The sequence below is a fragment of the Arthrobacter celericrescens genome, from assembly GCF_003614925.1.
GTDB lineage: Bacteria > Actinomycetota > Actinomycetes > Actinomycetales > Micrococcaceae > Arthrobacter > Arthrobacter celericrescens.
This window is the reverse complement of record NZ_QYLP01000099.1, coordinates 76,810-102,427: the sequence shown is the minus strand read 5'-3', so window position 1 is coordinate 102,427 and position 25,618 is coordinate 76,810. Positions and strand designations below refer to the sequence as shown.

General features: G+C 65.1%; 20 protein-coding genes and 1 pseudogene. 5 read left to right on the top strand and 16 right to left on the bottom strand.

Going from position 1 to position 25,618, the window contains the following annotated elements:
• A pseudogene (locus D3654_RS20870) lies at nt 1–107 on the top strand (UDP-glucose 4-epimerase GalE); the annotation flags it as partial.
• Between the two features lie 100 nt (nt 108–207).
• Here the strand turns inward: D3654_RS20870 and D3654_RS18960 are convergent.
• The 3 genes from D3654_RS18960 to fdxA all read right to left on the bottom strand — a co-directional run bounded on the left by D3654_RS18960 (nt 208) and on the right by fdxA (nt 3,225).
• Nucleotides 208–1,491 (bottom strand): citrate synthase, encoded by a 1,284-nt coding sequence (locus D3654_RS18960; RefSeq protein WP_120523006.1) that lies wholly within the window; start codon nt 1,489–1,491, stop codon nt 208–210.
• Between the two features lie 244 nt (nt 1,492–1,735).
• On the bottom strand, nt 1,736–2,884 hold the full coding sequence (gene dapC / locus D3654_RS18955) for a succinyldiaminopimelate transaminase (RefSeq protein WP_120523005.1): 1,149 nt from the start codon (nt 2,882–2,884) through the stop codon (nt 1,736–1,738).
• A gap of 14 nt (nt 2,885–2,898) precedes the next feature.
• Nucleotides 2,899–3,225, bottom strand: coding sequence for a ferredoxin (gene fdxA / locus D3654_RS18950; protein WP_018776555.1), 327 nt, complete (start codon nt 3,223–3,225; stop codon nt 2,899–2,901).
• 169 nt (nt 3,226–3,394) lie between these two features.
• Here fdxA and D3654_RS20590 point away from each other — a divergent pair, with 169 nt between their 5' ends.
• A complete protein-coding gene (locus D3654_RS20590; protein ID WP_245413330.1) occupies nt 3,395–3,595 on the top strand; it encodes a putative acetyltransferase in 201 nt (66 codons plus the stop codon).
• A gap of 915 nt (nt 3,596–4,510) precedes the next feature.
• On the opposite strand, the gene D3654_RS18945 is transcribed toward D3654_RS20590, so the two are convergent.
• Entirely contained in the window at nt 4,511–4,885 is a 375-nt protein-coding gene (locus D3654_RS18945; protein ID WP_120523004.1) for a hypothetical protein, read from the bottom strand.
• A 27-nt stretch (nt 4,886–4,912) separates the two neighbouring features.
• Nucleotides 4,913–6,841: a translational GTPase TypA gene (typA, locus tag D3654_RS18940; protein ID WP_120523003.1), complete on the bottom strand. Its 1,929-nt coding sequence runs from the start codon at nt 6,839–6,841 to the stop codon at nt 4,913–4,915.
• Nucleotides 6,842–7,124: 283 nt separating this feature from the next.
• Between typA and D3654_RS18935 the strand changes: the two genes are divergently transcribed.
• Complete coding sequence (locus D3654_RS18935) at nt 7,125–7,967, top strand: SGNH/GDSL hydrolase family protein (protein ID WP_120523002.1); 843 nt, start codon at nt 7,125–7,127, stop codon at nt 7,965–7,967.
• Between the two features lie 106 nt (nt 7,968–8,073).
• On the opposite strand, the gene D3654_RS18930 is transcribed toward D3654_RS18935, so the two are convergent.
• From D3654_RS18930 to D3654_RS18910, 5 genes are all read right to left on the bottom strand, one after another.
• Nucleotides 8,074–9,771 (bottom strand): dipeptide ABC transporter ATP-binding protein, encoded by a 1,698-nt coding sequence (locus D3654_RS18930; protein WP_120523001.1) that lies wholly within the window; start codon nt 9,769–9,771, stop codon nt 8,074–8,076.
• Nucleotides 9,772–9,783: 12 nt separating this feature from the next.
• The gene (locus D3654_RS18925; protein WP_120523000.1) at nt 9,784–10,725 is read right to left on the bottom strand and encodes an ABC transporter permease; all 942 of its coding nucleotides are present in this window, start codon (nt 10,723–10,725) and stop codon (nt 9,784–9,786) included.
• Entirely contained in the window at nt 10,718–11,644 is a 927-nt protein-coding gene (locus D3654_RS18920) for an ABC transporter permease (protein ID WP_120522999.1), read from the bottom strand. The genes D3654_RS18925 and D3654_RS18920 overlap by 8 nt, the downstream gene beginning before the upstream one ends.
• Nucleotides 11,645–11,764: 120 nt before the next feature.
• Entirely contained in the window at nt 11,765–13,444 is a 1,680-nt protein-coding gene (locus D3654_RS18915; RefSeq protein ID WP_120522998.1) for a peptide ABC transporter substrate-binding protein, read from the bottom strand.
• Nucleotides 13,445–13,681: 237 nt separating this feature from the next.
• A complete protein-coding gene (locus D3654_RS18910) occupies nt 13,682–15,517 on the bottom strand; it encodes an ABC transporter ATP-binding protein (protein WP_162943797.1) in 1,836 nt (611 codons plus the stop codon).
• A gap of 82 nt (nt 15,518–15,599) precedes the next feature.
• Between D3654_RS18910 and D3654_RS18905 the strand changes: the two genes are divergently transcribed.
• A complete protein-coding gene (locus tag D3654_RS18905) occupies nt 15,600–16,229 on the top strand; it encodes a PH domain-containing protein (protein WP_120522997.1) in 630 nt (209 codons plus the stop codon).
• 61 nt (nt 16,230–16,290) lie between these two features.
• Here D3654_RS18905 and D3654_RS18900 read toward each other — a convergent pair whose 3' ends face one another.
• The 5 genes from D3654_RS18900 to D3654_RS18880 form a co-directional block, all read right to left on the bottom strand.
• On the bottom strand, nt 16,291–17,403 hold the full coding sequence (locus tag D3654_RS18900; RefSeq protein ID WP_120522996.1) for an ABC transporter permease: 1,113 nt from the start codon (nt 17,401–17,403) through the stop codon (nt 16,291–16,293).
• A complete protein-coding gene (locus tag D3654_RS18895; protein WP_120522995.1) occupies nt 17,400–18,941 on the bottom strand; it encodes an ABC transporter permease in 1,542 nt (513 codons plus the stop codon). Before D3654_RS18895 ends, D3654_RS18900 begins: the two co-directional genes overlap by 4 nt.
• 175 nt (nt 18,942–19,116) lie before the next feature.
• Nucleotides 19,117–20,895, bottom strand: a complete 1,779-nt coding sequence (locus tag D3654_RS18890) for an ABC transporter family substrate-binding protein (RefSeq protein ID WP_120522994.1) — start codon at nt 20,893–20,895, stop codon at nt 19,117–19,119.
• Nucleotides 20,896–21,148: 253 nt separating this feature from the next.
• Nucleotides 21,149–21,667, bottom strand: a complete 519-nt coding sequence (locus D3654_RS18885; RefSeq protein ID WP_120522993.1) for a DUF1877 domain-containing protein — start codon at nt 21,665–21,667, stop codon at nt 21,149–21,151.
• A gap of 77 nt (nt 21,668–21,744) precedes the next feature.
• A complete protein-coding gene (locus tag D3654_RS18880; protein WP_120522992.1) occupies nt 21,745–23,511 on the bottom strand; it encodes a GNAT family N-acetyltransferase in 1,767 nt (588 codons plus the stop codon).
• A gap of 85 nt (nt 23,512–23,596) precedes the next feature.
• On the opposite strand from D3654_RS18880, the gene D3654_RS18875 reads away from it, so the two are divergent.
• Nucleotides 23,597–24,376, top strand: a complete 780-nt coding sequence (locus D3654_RS18875) for an alpha/beta fold hydrolase (protein ID WP_120522991.1) — start codon at nt 23,597–23,599, stop codon at nt 24,374–24,376.
• 75 nt (nt 24,377–24,451) lie between these two features.
• Here the strand turns inward: D3654_RS18875 and ychF are convergent, their stop codons facing one another.
• A complete protein-coding gene (gene ychF, locus D3654_RS18870; protein WP_074588433.1) occupies nt 24,452–25,537 on the bottom strand; it encodes a redox-regulated ATPase YchF in 1,086 nt (361 codons plus the stop codon).
• Nucleotides 25,538–25,618: the final 81 nt, after the last annotated feature.

Below are 25,618 nucleotides of genomic sequence, written 5' to 3'. Positions count from 1 at the left end.
CCGCCCTGGCAGACCTGGGCTGGTCCACCACCAAAACCATCGACCAAATGACCGAAGACCACTGGCGCTGGCAAAAAAACAACCCCCACGGCTACAACGCTTCCTGATACCGGAAGACGCCAGGCACAACGAAAGCGGCCGCCCACTTCGAAAAGGTGGGCGGCCGCCGTCGTACTGTGTTTGTTTGGGGTTTGTTTGCGCCGCCGGCTACAGGGCCGGGTAGTCGCGCTCCGGCTCCCCGGTGTAGAGCTGCCGCGGGCGGCCGATCTTCGTGGCGGGGTCGGTGATCATTTCGCGCCACTGGGCGATCCAGCCGGGCAGGCGGCCGATCGCGAACAGCACGGTGAACATCTTCTCCGGGAAGCCCATGGCCTTGTAGATCAGGCCGGTGTAGAAGTCGACGTTCGGGTAGAGCTTGCGCTGGATGAAGTAGTCGTCCGCCAGGGCCTTCTCTTCGAGGCGCATGGCGATGTCCAGCAGTTCGTCGTTGCCGCCGAGCTTGCCGAGGATCTCGTGCGCGGTGGCCTTGATGATCTTGGCGCGCGGGTCGTAGTTCTTGTAGACGCGGTGTCCGAAGCCCATGAGGCGGACGCCGTCTTCCTTGTTCTTGACCTTCTCCATGTAGTCCTCGGGCTTGATGCCGTCGGCCTGGATCTGGCGCAGCATCTTCAGCACGGCCTCGTTGGCGCCGCCGTGGGCGGGGCCGAAGAGGGCGTTGATGCCGGCGGAGACCGATGCGAAGAGGTTGGCGTTGGCCGAACCCACCAGGCGCACGGTGGAGGTGGAACAGTTCTGCTCGTGGTCCGCGTGGAGGATGAGGAGCAGGTCCAGGGCCTTGACGATGATCGGGTCCAGCTCGTACTGCTCTGCCGGCAGGCCGAAGCTCAGGCGCAGGAAGTTCTCCACGAGGTTCATGGAGTTGTCCGGGTACAGCATGGGCTGGCCGATGGACTTCTTGTGCGCGTACGCGGCGATGACCGGCAGCTTGGCCATGAGGCGGATGGTGGAAACTTCCACGTGGTCCGGGTTGAACGGGTCCAGGGAGTCCTGGTAGAAGGTCGACAGCGCAGAGACGGCCGAGGACAGCACCGGCATCGGGTGCGCGTCGCGCGGGAAGCCGCCGAAGAAGCCCTTGAGGTCTTCGTGGAGCAGGGTGTGGCGGCGGATCTTCTGGTCGAACTCTTCCAGTTCGGTGGGGGTCGGCAGGTTGCCGTAGATCAGCAGGTAGGACACCTCGAGGAAGCTGGAGTGTTCCGCGAGCTGCTCGATCGGGTATCCGCGGTAGCGCAGGACGCCGGCATCGCCGTCGATGTAGGTGATCGCCGAGGTCGTGGCGGCGGTGTTCATGAAGCCGGGGTCGTAGGTGACGGCGCCCGTCTGCTTCAGCAGCTTCGAAACGTCGTAGCCCTCGTTCCCCTCGACAACTTTGATCCGCGGGAGTTCGAGTTCGCCGCCGGCGTGGCGCAGGGTGGCGCTGGTGGTCTCAGTCATGGAGTCCCCTTCATGAGGCTCTTGGCCTCCGTAGAAAGCTTGATCCAACCAACTTCCGGTGGCGCCCGACCGGGCGCATCCCGCCGGTTGTGGTCCGGGCGATTGGACTGCTTTCCTTCGAAAGCCACCATCAATAGTCAGTAATAAGCTACCCCCAGCGCCCGGGAGGAACTAATCCGGGAAGCCCGGTTACCGCGCCGAAGCCGCTGAATGTGCCGCAGCTCACAGCGCGGGCGGGGCGGGCTCAGCCGCTGGCGCCCAGGCGCTCCACCGCGGCGTCGATCCGCTCGTCCGAACCGGTCAGTGCCACCCGGACGAAACCGTTTCCGGCGTCGCCGTAGAAGACGCCGGGGCCGACGACGATGCCGAGTTCCGCGAAGCGTTGCACCGTGTCCCAAGTGGCTTCGCCCGCGGTTGCCCAGAGGTATAGGCCCGCCTTTGACTCGTGGATCTGCAGGCCGAATCCTTCAAGCGCGGGCAGCAGCCGTTCCCGGCGGGAACGGTAGAGGTCCTTCTGCGCCAGGACGTGCCCGGCGTCGCCCAATACCACGCGCATGGCTTCCTGCACCGGGTAGGGCACAATCATGCCCGCGTGCTTGCGGCTGTTGACCAGGTTGGCCACGATGGCCGAATCCCCCGCCACGAACGCGGCACGGTAGCCGGCAAGGTTGGACTGCTTGCTCAGCGAGTAGACGCTGAGGAGTCCGTCATTGGAGCCGCCGCTGACGCGGGGGTCCAGGATGCTGGGCACCGCTTCGCCGCCACGCTGGGCGTCCCACTCCCCCCAGCCGAGCTCGGCGTAGCATTCGTCGGAAGCCACCACGGCCCCCACCTGGCGGGCCTGCTCCACGATCGCCTTCAAGGACGCAGCGTCGCGGACGCTTCCGGTGGGGTTGCCGGGCGAGTTGACCCAGACCAGGCGCACTTTGGCGCGGGTCGCGGCGTCGAGCTCGTCAAGATCGTCCGCGGCGACGGCGGTGGCACCGGCGAGGGTGGCGCCGATGTCATAGGTCGGGTACGCGACCGTGGGCCGCACCACGACGTCGCCGGGACGCAGCCCCAGCAGGAACGGCAACCAGGCCACAAGTTCCTTGGAACCGATGGTCGGCAGGACATCCTTGGGGTCGAGGCCCGGCACTCCGCGGCGGGTAGCGAACCACGCGGACACCGCCTGGCGCAGGGCTTCGGTGCCGTGGACCGTCGGATACCCGTGCGAGTCCGAAGCCGCCGCCAGGGCGTCCCTGACCAGCTGGGGCGTCGGGTCGACGGGAGTCCCAATGGACAGGTTGACTACACCGCCCGGATGTTCCGAAGCCTTGGCCAGGTACGGGGCCATGGCTTCCCACGGGTAATCGGGCAGGTCAAGGCCGAAGGACGGCGCCGCGGAGATCAAAGGGGCACCCGGTCCTAGTGGTCCTGGTTCTGCGGGGGCAGGGCGGCGATGAAGGGGTGGTCCTTGCCGGTGTTGCCGATCTTGGCGGCACCGCCGGGCGAGCCGAGGTCGTCGAAGAACTCGACGTTGGCCTTGTAGTAATCGGCCCACTCTTCCGGGGTGTCGTCCTCGTAGTAGATGGCCTCCACCGGGCACACGGGCTCGCAGGCGCCGCAGTCAACGCATTCGTCCGGGTGGATGTAGAGGGACCGCTCGCCTTCGTAGATGCAGTCGACCGGGCATTCTTCGATGCATGCCTTGTCCTTGACGTCCACACACGGCTGCGCGATTACGTAAGTCACGTCCCTTGCCTCTCCAGAGTTGCTCCAGGCAGGTGCCCGGATGGTGCATCCGGCCTTGTCCGCCGGACCTGTTGAATTCTGAGCCTATTATCCAACAAGCCCGACGCACGAACCTAGCCGGGCGTCCTACTATGAACTGGTGAACCCGTCCCGTCCCCAGGATTTCCTCTTGACCGCCGCTGAAGGAACACGCGTGGTGGTGCGTTACCGGATCGAAGGAGGCTTCACGGACGCACTCGGTTACCTGCTCGCCTCCGCCGCCGGTTCCTGCACCATCCGCACCCGGCAGTCCGACGTCGAGATCCCCCTGGACCTGGTGGTGGCGGCCAAGGCCGTGCCGCCGCCCCCGCCGAGGAGGAGTGCGCGCTGACGTGGCCCCGCCCGCACGGACATGTCCGCTTTTCGCGAGGAGGCCTGGACATAACAGGGAAATGCGCAAGGTTCTGACCGCAAGGGTTGGAATTCCAAGCCGTGTTGTGATGTTCCAGCGTCTTCGGTCTTCTTCGAAACTCTGTTTGTCCATGTGGAATTCCGCGCCGTCCGCCTCGATGCCAAGCCTTCCATCGACCATGAGTTCAAGGTGCCCCATACCAGGAACGTTCACCTGGGACTCCACATGGAACCCTGCCCTGATGGCGGTCAGCGACAGCCGCTTGAGGGCGACGGCCGATTCAACGATGACCAGACCCTCCGGCTCTGGCAGGCAACCCATGGCCAGGACCACCGAATCCAGCAACGTCGGCGGGGACGGAGTCCTGTGGCAATGAAATCCCGGGTACCTCCGGCTGTGCGGCACTGCGATGTGGGGTTCGCCCGGAGTCCGTAGGACCCACAGCCCGGCAAGCTCCGCTGCCGAAACGCAAGCGGGCTCAGCCGGGAGCGCGCGGATGGCACGCAGTGTTGGGTTGGCGCCGTGCGACGCGTAGACACCACGCGCAATCCTGGACACTTGTCCGCCGGTCAGAGCCGCCTGGATCTGACGGTTCGAAATGCCGGCCATGGAAAGGTGCTTGGCGCGCGCTACACCTCCGTAAACGGATAGCACGTCACTGATGTTGACCATGAAGCCATGCTTCCGCGCAGCCAAAGAGCTCGGAAGTCCCCGGCGGGCGTATGTGGATAAGCACATGCGCTGCCTCGGCATCAAAGGGTGGACATGTCCCTCCTTGGCCGGTCCGCCGCGAAGGACGCGAAGGACATGTCCGGCCAACGCCATGACGATTGGACATGTTAGTGAGATGTCCAATCCTGGTCTCCGGGGCAGGACATGTCCGGCCTGGAGGTATCAGCGCCGGCGCGCAAACACCCGCCCCACCATCAGCATCACCAGGGTGACGCCGGCGATCCCGTACACCCACAGGTTGCCCGGAACGTCGGCCAGTATCAGCTGTTTCCCGGGCCCGGCCGCGGCGAGCACGCCCACCAGGACGTAGCAGGCGACGCCGGCCACCGCCGTCGGGATCAAGGACCGGTAGCTTCCCGCCAGCAGCAGTTCCAGCGCCGCGAGCAGCAGCAGCGCGGCCACCGGTCCCCAATAGAGTTCGACGCCGGCCAGCAGCACCGCTTGCCGGTGCAGCGCGGTGCCGGCGAGGGCAGCAAAAAGGGCCACCGGAAGCGCTGCGGCGATGCCGCGGAACGCTCCGGTGACCCTCTTTCTCATTGCTTAAACCGGACTGCTGCCGGGCCCTTAGGCCTTGGCGCGGGCGCGGGCAGCCTTGGCACGCTCGTTGGAGTCCAGGATGACCTTGCGGATGCGGATGTCCTCGGGGGTGACCTCGACGCACTCGTCTTCGCGGGCGAACTCGAGGGACTCTTCGAGGGTCAGCTCGCGCGGCGGGGTCAGGTTCTCGAAGGAGTCCGAGGAAGCGGCACGCATGTTGGTGAGCTTCTTTTCCTTGGTGATGTTGACGTCCATGTCGTCGGCGCGGGAGTTCTCGCCCACGATCATGCCTTCGTAGACCTCGGACGTGGGCTTGACGAAGAAGGATCCGCGTTCCTGCAGGTTGATCATGGCGAACGGGGTCACGACGCCCGCGCGGTCGGCAACCATCGAACCGTTGGTGCGGTACTCGATGGGGCCGGCCCACGGCTCGTAGCCCTCGGCGATGGAGGAGGCGATGCCTGCGCCGCGGGTGTCGGTGAGGAACTTGGTGCGGAAACCGATCAGGCCACGGGCGGGGACGATGAACTCCATGCGGCACCAGCCGGTACCGTGGTTGGCCATGTTCGTCATGCGGCCCTTGCGCGCGGCCATGAGCTGCGTGACGGCGCCAAGGTATTCCTCGGGCACGTCGATGGTCATGTGCTCCATCGGCTCGTGGACCTTGCCGTCGATGGTCCGGGTGACCACCTGCGGCTTGCCCACGGTCAGCTCGAAGCCTTCGCGGCGCATCTGCTCCACGAGGATGGCCAGGGCGAGCTCGCCACGGCCCTGGACTTCCCAGGCGTCCGGACGCTCGGTGGGAAGGACCTTGATGGAGACGTTACCAATCAGTTCCTTGTCGAGGCGGTCCTTGACCTGGCGGGCCGTGACCTTGGCACCCTTGACCTTGCCGGCCAGCGGCGAGGTGTTGATACCGATCGTCATGGAGATCGCGGGGTCGTCCACCGTGATCAGCGGCAGCGGCTGCGGGTTCTCGACGTCGGTGAGGGTTTCACCGATGGTGATGTCCTCGATGCCGGCGACGGCGACGATCTCGCCCGGACCTGCGGATTCTGCCGGCACGCGATCCAGTGCCTTGGTGGCCAGGAGTTCGGTGATCTTCACGGTCTTCAGCTCGCCGTTCTGGCGGGCCCAGGCAACCTGCTGGCCCTTGCGCAGCGTGCCGTTGTAGATCCGGAGCAGGGCAAGGCGGCCGAGGAACGGCGAGGCGTCAAGGTTGGTGACGTGTGCCTGCAGGACACCCTCGGGGTTGTACTTCGGAGCGGGGATGTGCTCGATGATGGTCTTGAACAGCGGCTCGAGGTCTTCGTTGTCCGGTGCGGAACCGTCAGCGGGCTGTTCGAGGGACGCGCGGCCCACCTTGGCGGCGGCGTAGACCACGGGAACTTCCAGGACCTTGTCCAGGTCCAGGTCCGGGACCTCGTCGGCCAGGTCGGAGGCCAGGCCCAGGAGCAGGTCCATGGACTCGTGGACAACCTCGTCGATGCGGGCGTCCGGGCGGTCGGTCTTGTTGACCAGCAGGATCACCGGCAGGTGAGCGGCGAGGGCCTTGCGGAGCACGAAGCGGGTCTGCGGGAGCGGACCTTCGGAGGAGTCCACCAGCAGCACGACGCCGTCAACCATGGACAGGCCGCGCTCCACCTCGCCGCCGAAGTCGGCGTGGCCGGGGGTGTCGATCACGTTGATGGTGATGGTTTCGCCGTTGGACGACGGGCCGTTGTAGGCAACCGTGGTGTTCTTGGCGAGGATGGTGATGCCCTTTTCGCGTTCCAGGTCGCCGGAGTCCATGACCCGGTCTTCAACCTCGCCGTGCGCTGCGAAGGAGTTGGTCTGCTTGAGCATGGCATCGACCAAAGTGGTCTTGCCGTGGTCAACGTGGGCCACAATCGCTACGTTGCGGAGATCACTGCGCGAGGCAGTGTTCGCGGCAGTTTGGGTGGTGGTTTCAGACATGCGTGATGGCTCGATTCAGTGGTGAAGTCAGCTGTGGTATCGCGCCATTTCCAGGGACGGAACGCACGACAATCAGACCCTTTGCACAGGGCACCTCCCTAAATTCTAAATGCTGCGGCAAGGGTTGGCCTAACGGCAAGCTGCCTTCCGGGCCAAAAGTGTCCGCCATCACAACCCTCCGCCTCGGTTTGTTGCAGAACAGAAATACGCGGGCCCTGTCTTTTGGGATCCCGATGCCCCAGCATTGCAATGAAGATCGCAGCAAGCCGCCAGGAGAACCCCAATGCGAACCCGACGCGCCGCCCTTCTCGGCGCTGCCCCCCTCCTTGCCCTCGCCTTGGTCTGCTCCGGATGTACACAGCCGCCCGGAAGCGAGGCCACGGCAACAAGCAAACGAACCACCGTCCCCGTTGCCGCATCCGGCCAGCCTGTCGCCGCCCCCAAACCGCAGGCGGGGCTGTCCGAACCGGATCCGGCGAGCCTTCCGCCGGGCTCCGTGTTCCGGAACCCGCGCAACAACCGCGACGAGGTGGTCCTGGCCGACATCCGCCACACCGCCGTGCTCATCGGCGACTCCCAGTCCGAGCCGGAAGGCTCCTGGCCCCGGAGCGCCCTCGCCGCCGTCGGCTACACCGTGTTCTACGCGGGCAAGAGCGGAACAGGCTTCGTCGCACACAACGGCAGCACCGGCAATTACATCGACGCCCTGCAGAACGGTGACTGGCTGCTCCCCTACGGCACCCCGCCCCTCATCGTGGTGCAGGGCGGAGGCAACGACGTGCGCCAGGGCGCCGACGACGCCCGGATCACCGAGAACGCCGACCGGCTGCTCTCGGCCCTGCGGAGCCGCTACCCCGGCAGCCGCCTGCTGATGATCGGCACGCTGTCCCGCGGTGCCGCCAACGGCGGCGGCAGGCGCGCGGAAGTCGATGCCCTGCTTGGCCGGATCGCCGACAATGCCGATGTCCCGTTCATCAGCGTCGGCGACTGGGTCACCCGCTACGACGTCGCCGGGGACCTTGTGGACGGCATCCACCTGGCAGCCCCGGGGCACCGGAAACTCGCGGCGGTCCTCACCCGACGGCTTTCCGAACTCGGCCTGGCGGCCGACGACCCGGAGTCCTGAAATCCGGAAGTCCGGTCCCGCAACAAACACACTGGAATAACGTACGACGGCGACCTTCCGCCCTTGAGGCGGGAGGTCGCCGTCGTGCGTCAGGCGGAAAGCGGTGCTACGCCACGGCGGGCGGGAGCAGGAGGCTCGCCCCGGGAATGGCGTTCAACAGGGCCCGGGTGTAGTCCTGCTGCGGCGCGTCGAAGACGTCGTCCGTGGTGCCGGTTTCGACCAGCTTGCCCTTTTCCATGACGCAGACGTGGTCCGCGATCTGGCGCACCACGGCGAGGTCATGGGTGATGAACAGGTAAGTCAGGCCCAGCTCCGACTGCAGTTCCGTGAGCAGGTTGAGGACCTGTGCCTGGACGAGGACGTCCAGCGCGGACACGGCCTCGTCGCAGATGATCACCTCGGGGTCCAGGGCGAGCGCCCGGGCGATGGCCACCCGCTGGCGCTGGCCGCCCGAGAGCTCGTTCGGGTAGCGCTGCATGGTGCCCTGCGGCAGGGCCACCTGGTCGAGGAGTTCACGGACCTTCTTCTCCCGGCTGGCCGCGTCCCCGATCTTGTGGATCCGCAGGGGCTCCTCGATGGTGCGGTAGATGTTGTACATCGGGTCGAGTGAACCGTAGGGGTCCTGGAAGATCGGCTGCACCCGCCGGCGGAACGTGAAGAGCTCCTTGCCTTTGAGCCCCGCGGTGTCCACGCCGTCGAAGATGATCTGCCCTTCGGTGGGGCTCTCCAACTGGAGGACCATCTTCGCCACGGTGGACTTTCCCGAACCGGACTCGCCCACGATCGCGGTGGTGGTGCCCCGCTTCACGCTGAAGCTGACGTCGTCCACGGCGGCGAAGTCGGTACTCTGCCCCAGGCCCTGGCGCAGCTTGTAGACCTTGCGGAGGTTCCGGACCTGCAGGACATCGTCCCGGCCACGGCCCGTGGCTGCCGGAGCCAGCAGGTCACCGGCCTCGATGCCCTGCTCCTTCGCGGACTGGATGCGGCGGGAGGCCAGGGACGGCGCGGACTCAACCAGCCGCCTGGTGTACGGGTGCTGCGGGTCGCGGAGCAAATCCAGCGACGGCCCGGCCTCGACCACGTTGCCCTGGTACATGACCACGACTTTGTCCGCACGCTCGGCGGCCAGGCCGAGGTCGTGGGTGATGAGCAGCACCGAGGTGCCCAGCTCCGTGGTCATCTTGTCCAAGTGGTCCAGGATCCTGCGCTGCACGGTGACGTCCAGGGCGGACGTCGGCTCGTCGGCGATCAGCAGTTTCGGCGCACAGCTCAGGCCGATCGCGATCAGGGCGCGCTGGCGCATGCCGCCGGAGAACTCGTGCGGGTACTGCCGAGCACGCCGGCGGGCGTCAGGCAGTCCCGCTTCAGCGAGGACGCGGGCGACGTCGTCGGGACCGTCGGGGCGGCCGTTCGCCTTGAGCGTCTCCCGCACCTGGTAGCCGATCTTCCACACCGGGTTGAGGTTGGACATCGGGTCCTGCGGGACCATGCCGATGTGGCTGCCGCGCAGTTCGATCATGCGCTTCTCGGACGCATGGGCGATGTCTTCGCCGTCGAGCAGGATCTGTCCTCCGGTGACCCGGCCGTTGCCGGGCAGCAGGCCGATGGCGGCGAGCGCCGTCGTCGACTTCCCGGAACCGGACTCCCCCACGATGGCGACGGTTTCGCCCGGCATGATGCTCAGGTGGGCGTTCTTGACGGCCTTGAACTCGCCGGCACCGGTGGTGAAGGTGATGGCGAGGTCCTTGATTTCAAGGATCGGCCGGTCCTGGACCGGGGTTTCCTCGATCTTGACGGTACTCATCTTTTCGCCTCCCTAGCGCTGGCGGCTCTTGGGATCAAGAGCATCGCGGACGGCGTCGCCGAGCATGATGAAGCTCAGGACGGTGATGGACAGGGCACCTGCCGGGTAAAGCAGGATCGACGGGTTGGTGCGGATGGAGGCATTTGCCGCCGAGATGTCATTGCCCCAGGACATGACGCTCGTGGGCAGGCCGATGCCTAGGAAGGACAGGGTTGCCTCCGCGACGATGAACACGCCGAGTTCCAGCGTGGCGAGCACGATCACCGGCGCGAGCGCGTTCGGCAGCACGTGGCGCACCAGGGCACCGAAACGGGAGACGCCCAGGGAACGGGCCGCCGTCACGAAGTCGGCGTTGCGGACCTCGATGACCGCGCCCCGTGTGATGCGGGCCATCTGCGGCCAGGCAAGCATCGAGATCACGAACACTACGGTCCAGACGCTCTTGTTCTCGCGGAACAGCGGCAGCTGGGTGATGACCAGGGCGCCGAGGACGAGGGGCAGGGCGAAGAAGATGTCGCCCAGGCGGGCGAGCACGGCATCCAGCCAGCCCCCGTAGTAGCCGGCGAGCGCACCGAGCGTCACGCCGATCACGAGCACGCACAGCACCGACAGCACACCCACGGACAGGGAAGCCTGGGTTCCATGGATGACGCGGGCGTAGACGTCGCAGCCCTGGAGGGTGAATCCGAAGGGGTGCCCGGCGGTGGGGCCGGCTTCGGAGTTGGAGAGCTGGCAGTTGTTGTTCGGATCGACGCCCGTGAAGACTCCGGGGAAGAAGGCGACGAACAGCAGGAAGAGGATCATCAGCGAGGAGATGATGAACATCGGACGACGGCGGAGCTTGCGCCAGGCGTCCGCCCACAGGCTCAGGGGCGCCTGGTCGGTCCGCAGGGAATCGGTGGCCCGCAGCGGGGTGTCCTCCACGGGGGCCACGAAGTGCTTGGTGTTACTCATAACGGATCCTCGGGTCGAGCCAGGCGTACAGGAGGTCAACGAGCAGGTTGGCGACGACGAATACCAGGACCAGCACGCTCACGATGGCAACCACGGTGGGGCCTTCGCCGCGCTGGACGGCCTGGTAGAGCTTGTTGCCGACGCCTGGCACGTTGAAGATGCCCTCCGTGACGATGGCGCCGCCCATCAGGCCGCCGAGGTTGGCGCCCAGGTAGGTGACCACCGGAATCATGGAGTTGCGCAGGATGTGTGCCAGGACGACGCGCGGCCGGGACAGGCCCTTGGCGGTGGCGGTCCGGACGTAGTCGGCGTTCATGTTCTCGATGACGGAGGTCCGGGTCAGGCGGAGCACGTAGGCGAAGGACACCAGGCCGAGCACGACGGCGGGCAGGATCAGGTTGCCCCAGTTCGCGCTGGCACCGACCGTGGGCTTGGCCCAACCGAGCTGGACGCCGAAGACCAGCTGGAAGACGAAGCCGAGCACGAAGGTGGGAACGGCGATGACGACGAGCGACGCCACCAGGACGGTGGAGTCGAAGAGCTTGCCTTTGCGCAGGCCGGCGAAGACGCCGAAGAGGACGCCGAACACGGCCTGGATGATGAGGGCTTCGATCGCGAGCATCGCGGTGACCGGGAAGATCCGGGCGAGCGTTGCCGCGATGGGCTGCTGGGTGAAGTCGACGCCGAGGTTGAAGGTGAAGAGGTTCTTCAGGAAGAGCCCGTACTGGACCCAGAAGGGCTGGTCGAGGTTGTACTGGTTCCGCAGCGCGTCGATGACGCTTTGCGGGGGCTGGCGGTCTCCGAAGAGGGCCGCTATGGGGTCTCCGGGGAGAGCGAAGACCATGTAGTAGACGAGGAGGGTGGTTCCCAGGAAAACGGGGATCACCTGGAGGAGGCGTCGGATGATGTACCGGATCACGGCTGGCTCCTCCTTCCGATGCGGTGGAGTGTCATGGAATGCCTTCCTGCGCAGCAGGCAGACGGGGGCCCGGCTTGTGGCCGGACCCCCGCGCCTGGGGGCAAGTTCAGATGCCTGGGGTTACTTGGCCTCGATGTTGTAGTAGAGGACGCCGCCGTTCCAGCCGGTCTCGGCCTTCACGACGTTGTTGCTCCACACGATCGGGGTGGCCCGGTACCAGAGCGGCAGGCCGGGCAGGTCCTTGAAGAGGATCTCCTGGGCCTTGTTGAACTTGGTGCTCGCCTCATCCGGGGTCTTGGCTGCCAGGCCCTCCTTGAGCAGCTTGTCGAACTCGGGGTTCGAGTACTTCTCGTAGTTGGAGGATGCACCGGTTGCCCAGACGGGACCGAGGAAGTTGTAGAGCGACGGGTAGTCACCCTGCCAGCCGGCGCGGGTCAGGCCGGGCAGCTTCTGGGACTTGCGCAGGTTGAGCACCTCGGCGAACTTCGCGAAGGGCTGGATTTCGGCGTTGATGCCGAGGTTGTTCTTGAAGCCGTTGGCGACGGCTTCGATCCATTCCTTGTTGCCGCCATCGGTGTTGGAGGCAATCTGCAGCGGCTTGGAGCCGTCGTAGGGCTTGATCTTCTCGGCCTGGGCCCACAGGTCCTTGGCCTTGGCCGGATCGAACGTCAGGACCTCGCTGCCCGGGATGGAGTCCGAGTAGCCCTCCAGGAGCGGAGCGGTGAAGTCCTTGGCCGGGGTGCGCGTGCCGTTGTAGATGACCTTGGTGATTTCCTCGCGGTTGATCGCGTAGGACAGGGCCTGGCGGCGGAGCTTTCCTGCCTCGCCCTGGAAGTTCGGGTTGTAGCCCGGGATGTTCAGGGTGGCGTTGTTGGCGTTCGGCTTGGTGGAGTTCCGGTCCGGGAAGTCCGTGGTGTAGGTCTTCAGCGCGTTGGACGGAACGACGTCGCTCACGTCAAGGTTGTCGCCCTGCAGGTCCGTGTAGGCGGGGCCCGGATCGGTGTAGAACTTGAACGTCACGCCGCCGTTCTTGGCGGTGCGGGGGCCGTTGTAGTCCGGGTTCTTGACCAGCGAAATGGACTGGTCGTGGACCCATGCGCCGTCCTTGGCGAACTTGTACGGGCCGTTGCCGATGGGGTTCTCGCCGAACTTCTTGGGGTCCTTCATGGCCTCGGAAGGAAGCGGGTAGAAGGCCGAGTAGCCAAGGCGCAGGGACCAGTCGGCTTCGGGCTGGGTGAGCTTGACCGTGATGGTGGAATCGTCCTTGGCCACGAGGCCGGACATGGTCTGGGCCTTCGGCGCCGGGGTGCTGGTGGTCTTGCCGTCCGCGCCCTTGGATTCCTTGACCGCGCTGACGTCGGCGTAGCCGTCGATCGATTCGAAGAAGAAGCCGTTGTTCTGCAGGTTGCTGCTCAGTGCCGCGAAGTTCCAGGAGTCAACGAAGGTCTTGGCAGTGATTGCCTCGCCGTTGGTGAACTTGGCGCCCGGCTTGAGCTTGATGGTCCAGTTCCGGGAGTCCGGGGACTCGATGGACTCGGCCAGGGCGTTGACCGGCTTGCCGCTCGGATCGTAGGCGCGGAGACCTTCAAACAGGAGCTCGACCACGCGGCCGCCATACACCTCGTTGGTGTTTGCCGGGAGCAGCGGGTTCTGGGGTTCATTGCTGTATGCGGTGATGATCTTGCCGGGGTCGCTGGCGGCCTGGCCGCTGCCACCGCCGTTGCCGCCGCCGCATCCGGTAGCCGCTAGCGCGACAATGGCCGCTAGGCCGAGAGCTTTGGAAGTGCGCGTGAAACGCATTCCGCCTCCTATGGGTAGTGGAGTCAGTGAGACAGGGGAATTTCGTGATTCCCCCTGGGGCCGGGCACAGGCTTCTCCTGTGACCTGACCGACATGCAGGTGTAATGCTAACCACACTTCGTCCGAAATATGGAATTGACTTGCGAAGGCCCGCAGATCATGCATTGACCGCCTCCGGGCACGCGAAAGTGCCCGGCAGCGCAATGCACTGCCGGGACGTTTTCGCTGATCAGAGCCTTATTCGATACCCGCCGCGAGAAGCTGGGCGCGCAGTTCGCGGCGTTCGCGCTGCTTCTCAGGATCGGGGAGCGGAACGGCGGCAAGCAGCCGCTGGGTGTAGGCCTCCTGGGGGTTGCGGAGAATCTGGTCGCGGGTGCCCTGCTCCACGATCCGGCCCCTCTGCATCACGCAGATCCGGTCGGCGAGCACATCGACCACGGCGAGGTCGTGGGTGACGAAGAGGCAGGCGAAACCGAGTTCGCGCTGCAGCCCTTGGAAGAGCTCGAGCACCTTGGCCTGGACCGAAACGTCGAGGGCCGAGGTCGGCTCGTCAGCGACCATGAGCTTGGGCTGAAGGGACAGCGCCCGGGCGATGCCCACGCGCTGCTTCTGGCCGCCGGAGAGTTCATGCGGGTAGCGGTTGCGGTAGCTGCGCGGCAGTTCCACCTGGTCGAGGAGCTTCTCGATCCGGCCCTGCAGTGCAGCGCCCTTGGCGACGCCGGCCAGGAACATCGGTTCCCCGATGCTTTCGCCGATCGGAAGCCTCGGGTTCAGGGACGACGACGGATCCTGGAACACCATGCCGATGTCCCGGCGGATCCGGTGCAGTTGCTTGCCGTTGCGTTTCGCGGCAGAGATGTCCTGCCCGACCACCCGCATGGTGCCTTCCGCAACCGGAAGGAGCCCGACGGCGGCCCGGCCGATGGTGGTCTTGCCCGAGCCCGACTCCCCCACCAGGCCCAGCACCTCGCCTGGATAGATCACCAGGTTTGCGCCCTCAACGGCGCGGAATGCCGGGACCCGGCCCTGTTTGGGGTACTCGATGGCAACGTCCGTCAGTTCGAGGACCGGTTCGCCCTTCCGCTTCGTCTCTTCGGCGGCGGCGACCTTGAGCGCCTCCTCGTTCTCCCGTTCGCGGCGCGCCAGTTCCTCAGGGTCCACCGACTCAAGCTCGGAGTGGGTGGCCGCGGCCAGCGCGGCCGTAACGTCCACATCGGCGCTGTCGGCACCTTGTCCGAGGTGGGGAACGGCCGCCAGGAGGGCCTGGGTGTACTCGTGCTGCGGGTTGCTGAAGATCTGCTGGGCGGTGCCGGTTTCCACGATCACACCCCTGCGCATGACGGCGATCCGGTCCGCAAGGTCCGCCACCACACCCATGTCGTGGGTGATCAGGATGATGGCACTGTCCAGCTTGTTGCGAAGGTGCCGCATGAGGTCCAGGATCTCGGCCTGGACCGTGACATCCAGCGCCGTGGTGGGCTCATCGGCAATCAGCAGCTTCGGATCGCAGGACAAGGACTGAGCGATCATGGCACGCTGGCGCTGGCCGCCGGACAGCTGGTGCGGATAGGACTTGAAGGCCTTCTCCGGGTCCGGGAGTTCGACGAGGTCCAGCATGTGCAGGGCCCGTTCCTTGGCTTCGTCCGGCGAGATCGCGTTGTGGAGCCGGAGGGTTTCCACGATCTGCGCGCCCACGGTGTACACCGGGTTCAGCGCCGTCATGGGTTCCTGGAAGATCACGGCGACGTCCTTGCCGCGCACTTCGCGGATCCTTCCGGCGTCGGGGCCGATCAGTTCCCGCCCGGAAAGCTTCACGCTGCCCCGTACGCGGCTGTTGCTCGGCAGCAGGCCCAGCAGCGCCATGGAACTAGCGCTCTTGCCCGAGCCGGACTCGCCGACGATCGCCAGCACCTCGCCCGCCCTGACCTCGTAGTTCAGGCCGATGGCCGCGGGAACCCATTTCTTCTCCACGCCGAAGTCGACGCTGAGGTCCCGGACTTCGAGGACCTTCGCTCCGGGAGCCGTCTTGTCCGTATCTGTTTCCAAGGGGATTGCCCCGGAGTTGTCAGTCATTGTTCTGGGTCTTCCCTTCCAGCCGGGCAGGACGCCGCATGGTGATTAGTGCAGCGGCCCGGAATCCTGAATCATTGGGGGCATGAGCCGAGAGTCCCATGCCGGAAATGCCGAAATCTTCACAGCGCGCAGCAGCCGGGTGTTCGCCGGAATCTGCTGGGGCACGGCGGCCATCGGAATTGCCGCCACTCTCGCTGCCGCGGGACCGGCCGGTTTGCCGGGCACCGCTCCCCTGCTGTTCATCGCGTACATGGGCTGGCTGCTCTTCTGGCGACCCGCCGTCGTCGTACGCGACACCGGGGTGACGCTGGAGAATCCCTACCGCACCATCACCGTCCCCTGGGAGGCGCTCGCCACAGTGGACACCCGGTACGCCCTGACCTTGGTGACCCCGCACGGCAAATACGCTGCCTGGGCTGCGCCGGCTCCGGGAATCTGGGGCGGCCGCAACGCCCGCCCCGAGCACCTCAGAGGCCTTCCGGGAGGCAGCTACGGCCCGGGACAGTCGGTCCGCCCCGGCGACCTCCGGAACACCGATTCCGGCGCGGCCGCGCTCATGGTGCGCTCCCGCTGGGAACAGCTGGTTGAGGCGGGACGGATCGAGGCCGGACGCGCGGACACTACCCAGGTCACTGTGGCTTTCTCCTGGCCGCGGATTGCGGTCACCTTGGTGCTGTTGGCCGCGGGCGCCTGGGCGGTCTTCGTTCTGTAACTTCACAGTCATTGGCTTCACGGTCGTTGGCTTCACAGTCGTTGGCTTCACAGGCCGGCGCTCAGCTTTCCTTGGAGTCCGCTGCAGCGGGGCCGGATGCTGCGGGCGACGCCGGTGCCGTCTCGCTCGAATGACGGCCCGAGTCCGTGGCACTCTTGGCGCGGAACTTCTTCTGCCGCGGATCGAAGGCGTCACGCAGGCCGTCACCGATGAAGTTGATGCTCAGGCAAATCGCCACGATGAACAGGCCCGGGAACCAGAACAGCCAAGGGCGGGTGGAGAAGGCTTCCTGGTTCTGCGAGATAAGCAGGCCCAATGACGTGTCCGGCGACTTGACGCCCACGCCCAGGTAGCTCAGTGCGGTTTCCAGCAGGATGGCCGCGGACATCGTGAGGGTAATGTTCACGATGAGGACACCGACGGCGTTGGGCAGGATGTGCTTGAAGATGATCCTGGCATTGGTCGCACCGGAGATCCGGGCTGCATCCACGAACTCGCGTTCGCGCAGCGTCAGGAATTCGCCGCGGACCAGGCGGGCCAGGCCCACCCAGCTGACGAGGCCCAGGAAGATGCCGAGGACCACGACGCCGTTGCTTGCAGCGAAGCCGGCGAACCAGCTGTCCGCGTCACGCCGGCCGGCCATCTGCGCGACGACCGCGGCGAGCAGAAGCACCGGGATGATGATAATGACATCGGTGAGGCGCATGAGGATGGCCTCGACCCAGCCGCGGAAGTACCCGGCGAGTCCGCCCACTACGGCACCGATCAGGCCGGCGATGGATCCGATGATCACCATGATGATGATCGACTGCTGCGCACCGCGCATCGTCATTGCGAACAGGTCGCGTCCGATGCGGTCCTGGCCGAACGGGTGCTCGCCCCAGGCCAGCGGCCACAGGGACGCGGAGGGCACGCCGTCGTTGACCAACGGCGAAACGTCCACGTGGTTGTACTTCCACCAGCCGGGGATGCCGGCGAAGCCCACCGAGGTGAAGGCCATGATGAAGATCAGCGCGAAAGCGGCCAGGCCTATCAGGGCACCGGTGTGGCCGAAGAAACGCTTGCGGACGATCTGTCCCTGACTGAGGCCCTGGTATTCGGCGCCCGGTCCGGGAACGGTTTCGTGCTGGACCTGCTGGGCCAGGGCGACTTCCTCTTGGGTTGGCTGGCTCATGCTTTGATCCTTACGCGCGGGTCGAGTGCGGAGTACGCCAGGTCCGCAATCAGGTTGAACACCATGGCGGTGACGGCCACGCACAGGAATACGCCCATCACCGGGTTGGGGTCGATATGGGTGATGCCGTCCAGGAACAGGAAGCCCATGCCGTGGACCGAGAAGACTGACTCGGTGATGACGGCGCCACCGATGAGGGCGCCGATGTCGAAGGCCACGATGGTAGCGAGCGGGATCAGGGCGTTGCGGAAGGCGTGTCCCATGATCACGGACCGTTCGGACAGGCCCTTGGCCCGGGCGGTCCGGATGTAGTCCATGTTCATGATTTCCAGCATTGAGGAGCGGGTGAACCGAGTGTAGCTGGCAAGGGATACGAGGATCAGCGCCACCGTCGGGAGGATCAGGTGGGTGAAGGTATCAATGGTCAAAACCCAGTAGTCACCCTGCAGGTTGGGGGTGCCTGCACCGATGGTGGCGATGGGACGGCCGCGGACCCTGCTGTTGTTGAAGTAGGTAGGCCAGGCCTGCATGAAGCGGTCCAGCGCTACCAAGCCACCCACCAGGAACGCGGTGATGCCCGCGGCGCGCATGGACTGGCCGCGGTCGTAACCACCCATGAGGTAGCCGACACCGACGCCGACCAGCACAGTCGCGATCGCCAGCAGGAAGATCATCAGCCCGGTGGCCTGGGCCAGGAGCGGCTGGATAACGAACCATGAAACCACGCCTAGGCCAGCGACGATCAAGGATGCCTGAAGGGCTTTGCGGTTCTTCAGGCCGGAAACCAGTGTGGTCACCGCGAAGGCCATGCCCACGCCCGCAATGCCGATCACGACGGGTCCGAGGCCGGGGTTCTTGAACCACAGGGTTGCAGAAAAGTACACCATCACGGCGGTAACCAGGGCGAACACCACGCCACCGGAGATCAGCCTCCGCTTGATTTCGCCGCCGGCGGCCACTGCGACGACGACTCCGAGCACGATCCCCGTGCCCAAGGACACGGGCAGGGGTATGACCGGGTTGCGCAGGAAGTTGTTGAAGCCGATGGCCCCGAACTCCTTCAACAGGACTGCAACCCAGAAAATGGGGAGGGAGAAGAACAGGAAAGCCATGAAGGTCACGCCGTAGTCCAGGGCGCTGTACTGGCGGAGGGCGGTCACGATGCCCAGCGTGATGCCGATGAGGATGGCAAGCACCGTGGCGCCGGTGACCAGCGTCAAAGTCTGGACAAGAGCGATGCCCAGGGCTTCGGTGATGGGTTGACCGGTGACGCTCTTGCCGAGGTCACAGGTGCCGGCGAAGGGAACGAGGCATTGGGCAGCCCCTCCCAGCCATTTGAAGTAGCGCAGCGGGGCGGGCGTGTCCAGGTCGAGCAACTGGCTGCGCGCGTCCATGAGTTGTTGCCTGTTGGGGGCATTGCTGGCACGGAGGTCGGCCAGCGGATCACCTGACGACGCTGTCAGGAGATACACCAGGAACGATGCCCCGAGAAGAATGAGAGCGGCGGTTGCCAGTCGCCTTACGACGTAGCTCAGCATGTTGTGTATGAACCTCTGTATCCGGCCCGGGGTTGACCCTGGCCTGACGCAGTAACCGGTGGACTGGCCTTCGTTTTGCTGGAGGCCGCCACTGTACTGCTTTCTTGGCAGAAAGCGCCGGGACCATGTTTCGCGGTCCCGGCGCCTGCTGCATGTGGATTTCTAAGGAGCGGGCCTACTTACGTGCCCAGTCCCAAACGTTCCACCAGACACCTGTCTGGTTCGGCATGGCGGTCACACCCGAGATCTGGTCCGAGTATGCCTTCACGTCGGGAGACTGGAACAGCGGCAGACCGTAGCTGGTGGACCAGATCGCGGCATCGATCTTGGTCTGGAGCTCATCCTGCTTTGCCTTGTCCGTGGTGATGATCAGTTCATCCATCAGCTTGTCCGCGTCCGGGGACGACAGTCCGTTGAAGTTGGAACCGCCTCCGGTCTTGAAGATCTGCGGGGTGCCGGTGACGCCGACGCCCGAGTTGATCCAGCCGAAGATGGTTGCGTCGTAGGAGCCGTCACCCAGGTGTGCACTCCAGTCAGCCTTGCCGAGGCCGCCGTCGACGATCTTGAAGCCGGCCTTGGTGGCGGATTCGCGGATCAGCGAGAAAGCGTCAACACGGTTCGGGTTGTCCTTGTTGTACATGATGCGGATCGTCGGGGTCTTGCCGGCAAGGAGCTGCTTGGCCTTGTCGACGTTGACGTCCTGGTACTCGGAGGAACCGTTGTTCTTGACCGAATCAGCGTAGGCAGCCTGCGCCGGAACGAAGATCTGCGAGTCCAGCGGGGTTGCCTCCGGGTCGATCTTCTTGATGATCTTGTCGACGATGTCCTTGCGCGGCACGGTCAGCATGAACGCGGTACGCACATCCTTGTCCGCGAACGGACCGGAGTAGTTCAGGTCGAGGTGGTCGTATGAGAGCTGCTTGCCCTGGAGGAGCTGCACGCCGTCGAGGGCCTTGATCTGTTCCACCGTGTCCGCCGAAGCCTGCGGGTTGATGATGTCAACTTCGCCGTTCTTCAGTGCCTGGACCTGGGCCGGGGCGCTGCCGATGGTGCGGACCACGATTTCGTCAGCGTGCGGAGTGGGACCCCAGTTGTAGTCCTTGTTCCGGACGAGGGTCAGGGACTGCTCGGCGACGACGTCCTTGACGATGTAGGGGCCGTTGGAGAGGAACAGGTTCGGGTCCGAGGGCAGGGTCTTGGAATCGAAGCCGGTGCTCCAGAAGTCCGCAACCTTCTTCAGCTGTGCGTTGACCGGCTTGGGTGCTGCCGGGTCACCACGCTTGACGCTCTTGAAGAGGTCCACGAGCGCCTGGGCATCCTTCAGGCCAGCCTTCTGCGCGACTACGTGCGCAGGAATGTCGATACCGCCGTTACCCGCAAATCCCAGAGCGAGTTCCCAGTCGGCGAAAGGCTTGGAGTACTTCAAGGTGATGCTTCGGTTATCCTCGCCGATTTCCGGGAAGTCCGTCAGGTTCAGCCCGGAAGTGTCGGCCGCCGTGAGGAAGTAGGTGGTGCCGGTCTTCTTCTCAGCGTTCGAGTCATCGTAGTACGCGGAACCGGAGGCCCAGGTCAGCAGCAAGTCTGCCGCACTGACCTGCGTCCCATCGGACCACTTAACGCCCTCGTTGACGGTGTACTTGACCGTCAGCGGATCGTCGGAGAGCTTTTCGTACTTGCCGAACTTCTCGTTCTTGACGATATTCAGTTTGTCGTCGATGTACAGGAAGTTCGAGTGGGTGGCGTACCCGATGTGGCCGTTGACGTCGGAGTTACCGTCCGCCGTACCAGAGTTGAAGCTGCTGAAACCGTTGGTTTCGGCAACACCGATGGTTCCGCCTTCTTGCGCCCCGCCAGACGTAGGGCTGGGGCTGCCGGTGTTTCCGGCGCAGGCGCTAAGTGCGAGCGTGGCGATTGCCAGGACCCCCACCGCTTGGGAAATACGTCCGAAACGCATTCCGCCTCCTCTTATTAGTGTGGAAAGCCGGCGTTGTTGACCCCGGCGGACAGGACGATACCCAGAGAGCAGCTGTGTCCCGTCTCACATGCTCAGAAGCCTAGTCTTCGATGGTGGGCTTTGGAACGAAAGTGCCCTCTCAGAACCGGATGTTTATCGAACTGCAACAGTTGCTTCATTTCCATTTCATACGGGTACCTATTTCGACCCTGAGGGCTGGCTGGCGCGCGGAAGCACGGCAGTCACTTGCCGTTTACCCGATCATGTAGACCATTCCGCGGCCCTCGGCTGCCAGGCCTACGGCGAAGGTCTGTGCTGTCCGCAGGTACCCCAGCGCATAGCTGACCTCCCCCTCAACTCCCTCACCGAAATACCGTATGCACCGCAGCCGGTGCTCCACGTCCGATTCGGTGATGCCGCCAAGGTCCCGCGCGATGGCCGGAAGCTCCGACGGTGTTAACGCCCGGATCCAGGGTTCCCAGCCCAGGCCCTTCATCACCACCTCGCCTTCGAACATGCGGTAGGCAGGGCGGGCTTCCGCGTCCGTTTCCCCGGGTGCCGCGACATGCTGCAAATGCCGCCAGGCCTTGTCGAGGTACAGCATGTCCCGCTCGGGGACCCGCTGTTCTCCGGTCACGTAGCTAAGGCGAGCGCCGGGCTCAAGCCCCCAGGCATCGGCGAGCGGGTCTTCTGACAGAACCTTGCGGGGGTCGGCAAGCACCTGCTCGGTCACGTCTCCGTCGAATGCATATGCGTAGTATCTGATTCCCATTCGCCAAGCATTGCCGGACTGCGGGCAGCGTGAAACCGCCGCATTCGTGTATGTGGATAACCTCCCAGTGAAGGCCCCTAGATGTTCCGCTTCAAGCCTACGTGGGCAGTCCGATATCCGAGCCGGGTGTAGAAGGCCCGGGCCCGTTCACGCGCCTCGTCGGTGGTCACCTGCGCCAGTTGCGCCCCACGCGCACGCCCGAAATCGTGTGCCCACTCAAGCATTGCGGTGCCCAGGCCACGTGAACGTTCCGTGGCGGAAACCCGCAGTCCCTCGACCTGCAGTCGGGAAGAACCGCCCCGGGAAAGACCCGGAATGATCGTCAGCTGCATCGTGCCAACGATGCGATCGGCGCCATTGCGTACAACTCCCAGATAGTTGGAACGGTCGCGCACAACCATGTTGTAGGCAGCCTCGTATCGTTCGAGCTCGACGCACTCACGGTCGGGTCCGAACTCGTCATCTGCGAGCAGCGCGGCGATGGCTGCAACGTCATCGCGAGTCGCCCGCTCCAGCCTGAAGGTCCTGCCCGACACCCGCAACAGCCCCCGAACCGAGGATCGCGCACTTGCCTGCAAACGAGCGACCAGCAGATCGAGCCAGCCACCGACGTTTGCTCGAGCCTCAACAGTGTCGGGATAGCGGCATCTCAAATGCAGACCGGACTCGTCCAGGATGAACCAAAGCATCACGCCGTCGGTGTCGATTGCCGCGCCCACATATTGGGCGTCCAGTCCGACGGAGTCGATTCGCACCGGCAGCCTGCGCAGATCCAGCCAGGAGATCGCGAACATGCCAGGAGCCACGGGCATCCCGCCCCATGGAGCGAGCACGTCAGCGAGCGGCCACGAGCCAAGCTGCACAGCTTCCTTTACCGCGGCGGCCGCAGCGCGCGGCTCTGCGACTCCCGACTCAAGTACCGAATTGGTTATGAACCAACCGACTGAGTCATGCCAGTTGCTGTCGAAGCGGCTGTGCACGGGAAAGACCGCCCGTAGCGGGGTTCCCGCCAACTCACGGGTCACTGCGGTCATCGCGACAACAGCGAGTGCGAGCGTCGAGACACCGTCGTCGCGAGCCTGCGCCGCAAAGGCGGCACCGTCGTCGAGATCGAATACATCGCGCACTTCGACACGCTCGCGCTGCGGGCCGGGCGCACCCAAGGGCAGGGGGAAGCGCGGCATGACGCCACCGCTGTCCCCGATGATGCCCTCCCAGCGCTGACGGACGTAATCCGGCGCCGTATTGCGATCCAGCAGTGCTTGGGTGTGCTCTTCGAATGCCGGCACTGGCCCGGGCAACAGTCCACGGCCCGGCTTCCCTGCATCGAGCGCCGCCAACAGGTCGCGCGCGATCACCAGCATGGACCACATATCGACGTGCGCGTGGTCGGCCGCAATCACCACGGTAAGTCCGGCAGCGGTGTCTAATACGCACAGCCGGTGGGAGGGCTGTGCGTAAGGCGAACAAGCGGCGTCGAGGACGTCCCGCACCGCGTCATTGACGGCCTGACCGGGAGCGATCTGATGCTCCACCCAGGTTCCCGGACCGATCCCGATTTCGTGAAGCTCCGGCTCACCGTCCGCACCGGGCACGAATGCGGTCCGCAGTGTGCCATGACGGGCGACGACGGCCAGCCAGCCATCGGCAATTGACTCACGACCGGTTGGGGTGGGCAGCCGGAAAGACAATGCCATCCAGGAGCCCGGGCGTTCGCCAGCCCCCACATGGAGCCGCTGGTCAAACGAGACTGGAAGCCGTCGCTTGGGCGCAGACACACTGACGTCGTAGCCCCAAAGTCGTCCGAACGGTAGTCGCAGGTGCGTGACGTTGGTCAGGCGCATGGCTGTATCCTATCGCCCCGGTTAATCTGAGTACTCAACGCGGCCGCCCGAGGTGATGCGGCCAGCCATGAAAAGAGGAGGCCTGATGCCCACTTTCGAGGTTCCCGGGGCCGAGCTCGCGGTCGCTTTGAGCGACGAAGGTGGACACCCGGTTGTCCAACTGCATGGCCTTACTTCAAGCCGCGCGCGGGATCGCGTGCTCAGCCTCGACCTCGGCCGGGGGCTGAGTGGAACCCGGCTGCTGCGGTACGACGCGCGCGGCCATGGCCGGTCGACGGGGCGGAAAGTCCCCGAGGACTATCAATGGCAAAGCCTGGCCGAAGACCTCCTGCGGCTGCTCGATCACTGGTTCCCCGGCGAAAGCGTCCACGGGGTGGGTCCCTCCATGGGTGCGGCGACACTTTTGCACGCCGCCTCCCGTGAGCCGGACCGCTTTACCGGGCTCACGCTGATGGTGCCGCCCACGGCGTGGGAAACGCGGGCTGCACAGGCTGGAAGCTACCGGGCTGCCGCCGGGCTTATCGAATCTGTGGGGGTCGAGGCATTCCTTGCTGCCACCCGCGGAGCGACCCCGCCGCCGGCCACACTTGGTGCGCCGGAGACGGTGCCGGATGTTGCCGACGCCATCTTGCCGTCCTTGTTCCGCGGCGCGGCATCCAGCGATCTGCCTGCTGCTGAGGCCGTCGCCCGAATCGACGTGCCGACGACGATCCTGGCGTGGATCGATGATCCAGGCCACCCGCTGTCAACCGCGGAATCCCTTGCCACCCTGCTCCCGCAAGCAACACTGACGGTCGCCCGCACCCCGGACGACGTCGAAACCTGGCCCGGCATCCTGAGCCAGGATGTCGCCGGCCGGTGGTGAGGGCTGAGGGCAGATGCAGAAACGCCCGGGATGCGCGAAGCATCCCGGGCGTTTTCATGCAGCAGCCGAACGGACCTAGACGTTGAAGCGGAACTCCACCACGTCGCCGTCGGCCATGACGTATTCCTTGCCTTCGATGCGGACCTTGCCGCGCGACTTTGCTTCGGACATCGAACCGGCGTCGATGAGGTCGTCGAAGGAGACGACTTCGGCCTTGATGAAGCCACGCTGGAAGTCGCTGTGGATCACGCCGGCGGCCTGCGGAGCGGTGTCACCCTGGTGGATGGTCCAGGCGCGGGTTTCCTTCGGGCCGGCGGTGAGGTAAGTCTGCAGGCCGAGGGTGTGGAATCCGACGCGGGCCAGCTGGTCCAGGCCGGACTCTTCCTGGCCGTTCATTTCCAGCATTTCGCGGGCCTCTTCCTCGGAAAGCTCCACGAGGTCGGACTCCAGCTTCGCGTCGAGGAAGATGCAGTCCGCCGGCGCAACGAGGGCACGCAGTTCATCCTGCTTCTCCGTGCTGCCGAGGATGCCTTCGTCCGCGTTGAAGACGTAGATGAAGGGCTTGGCCGTCAGCAGGCCGAGCTCCTTGAGGTGCTCCATCTCGAGCTTGTCGCTCTTGATGGAAGAGAAGACGGTGTCGCCGCGTTCCAGTACCGCCTGCGCCGCCTTGACCGCTGCCAGTTCCGCGGCGTCCCGCTTCTTGATCTTGACTTCTTTTTCGATCCGCGGGATGGCCTTCTCAATGGTCTGCAGATCGGCCAGGATCAGTTCGGTGTTGATCGTCTCCATGTCGGAACGCGGATCCACCTTGCCGTCGACGTGGATGACATCGGGATCGTCGAATACCCGAACCACCTGGGCGATCGCTTCGGCCTCGCGGATGTTGGCCAGGAACTGGTTGCCCAGGCCTTCGCCTTCGGATGCACCCTTGACGATGCCTGCGATGTCCACGAAGGACACGGTGGCCGGCAGGAGCCGCTGCGAGCCGAAGATATCGGCGAGCTGCTGGAGCCGGGGATCGGGCAGGCTCACGACGCCGACATTCGGTTCGATCGTTGCGAACGGGTAGTTCGCCGCGAGGACCTGGTTGCGGGTCAGTGCGTTGAAGAGGGTTGATTTGCCGACGTTGGGCAGTCCGACGATGCCAATAGTAAGAGCCACGAGGATTGATTCTACCTGTTGCAGGGGCTGCCACGCGTTGCCGTTCCGCGCCCGGGGAGACGCCGATCCCAAAAATGTCCG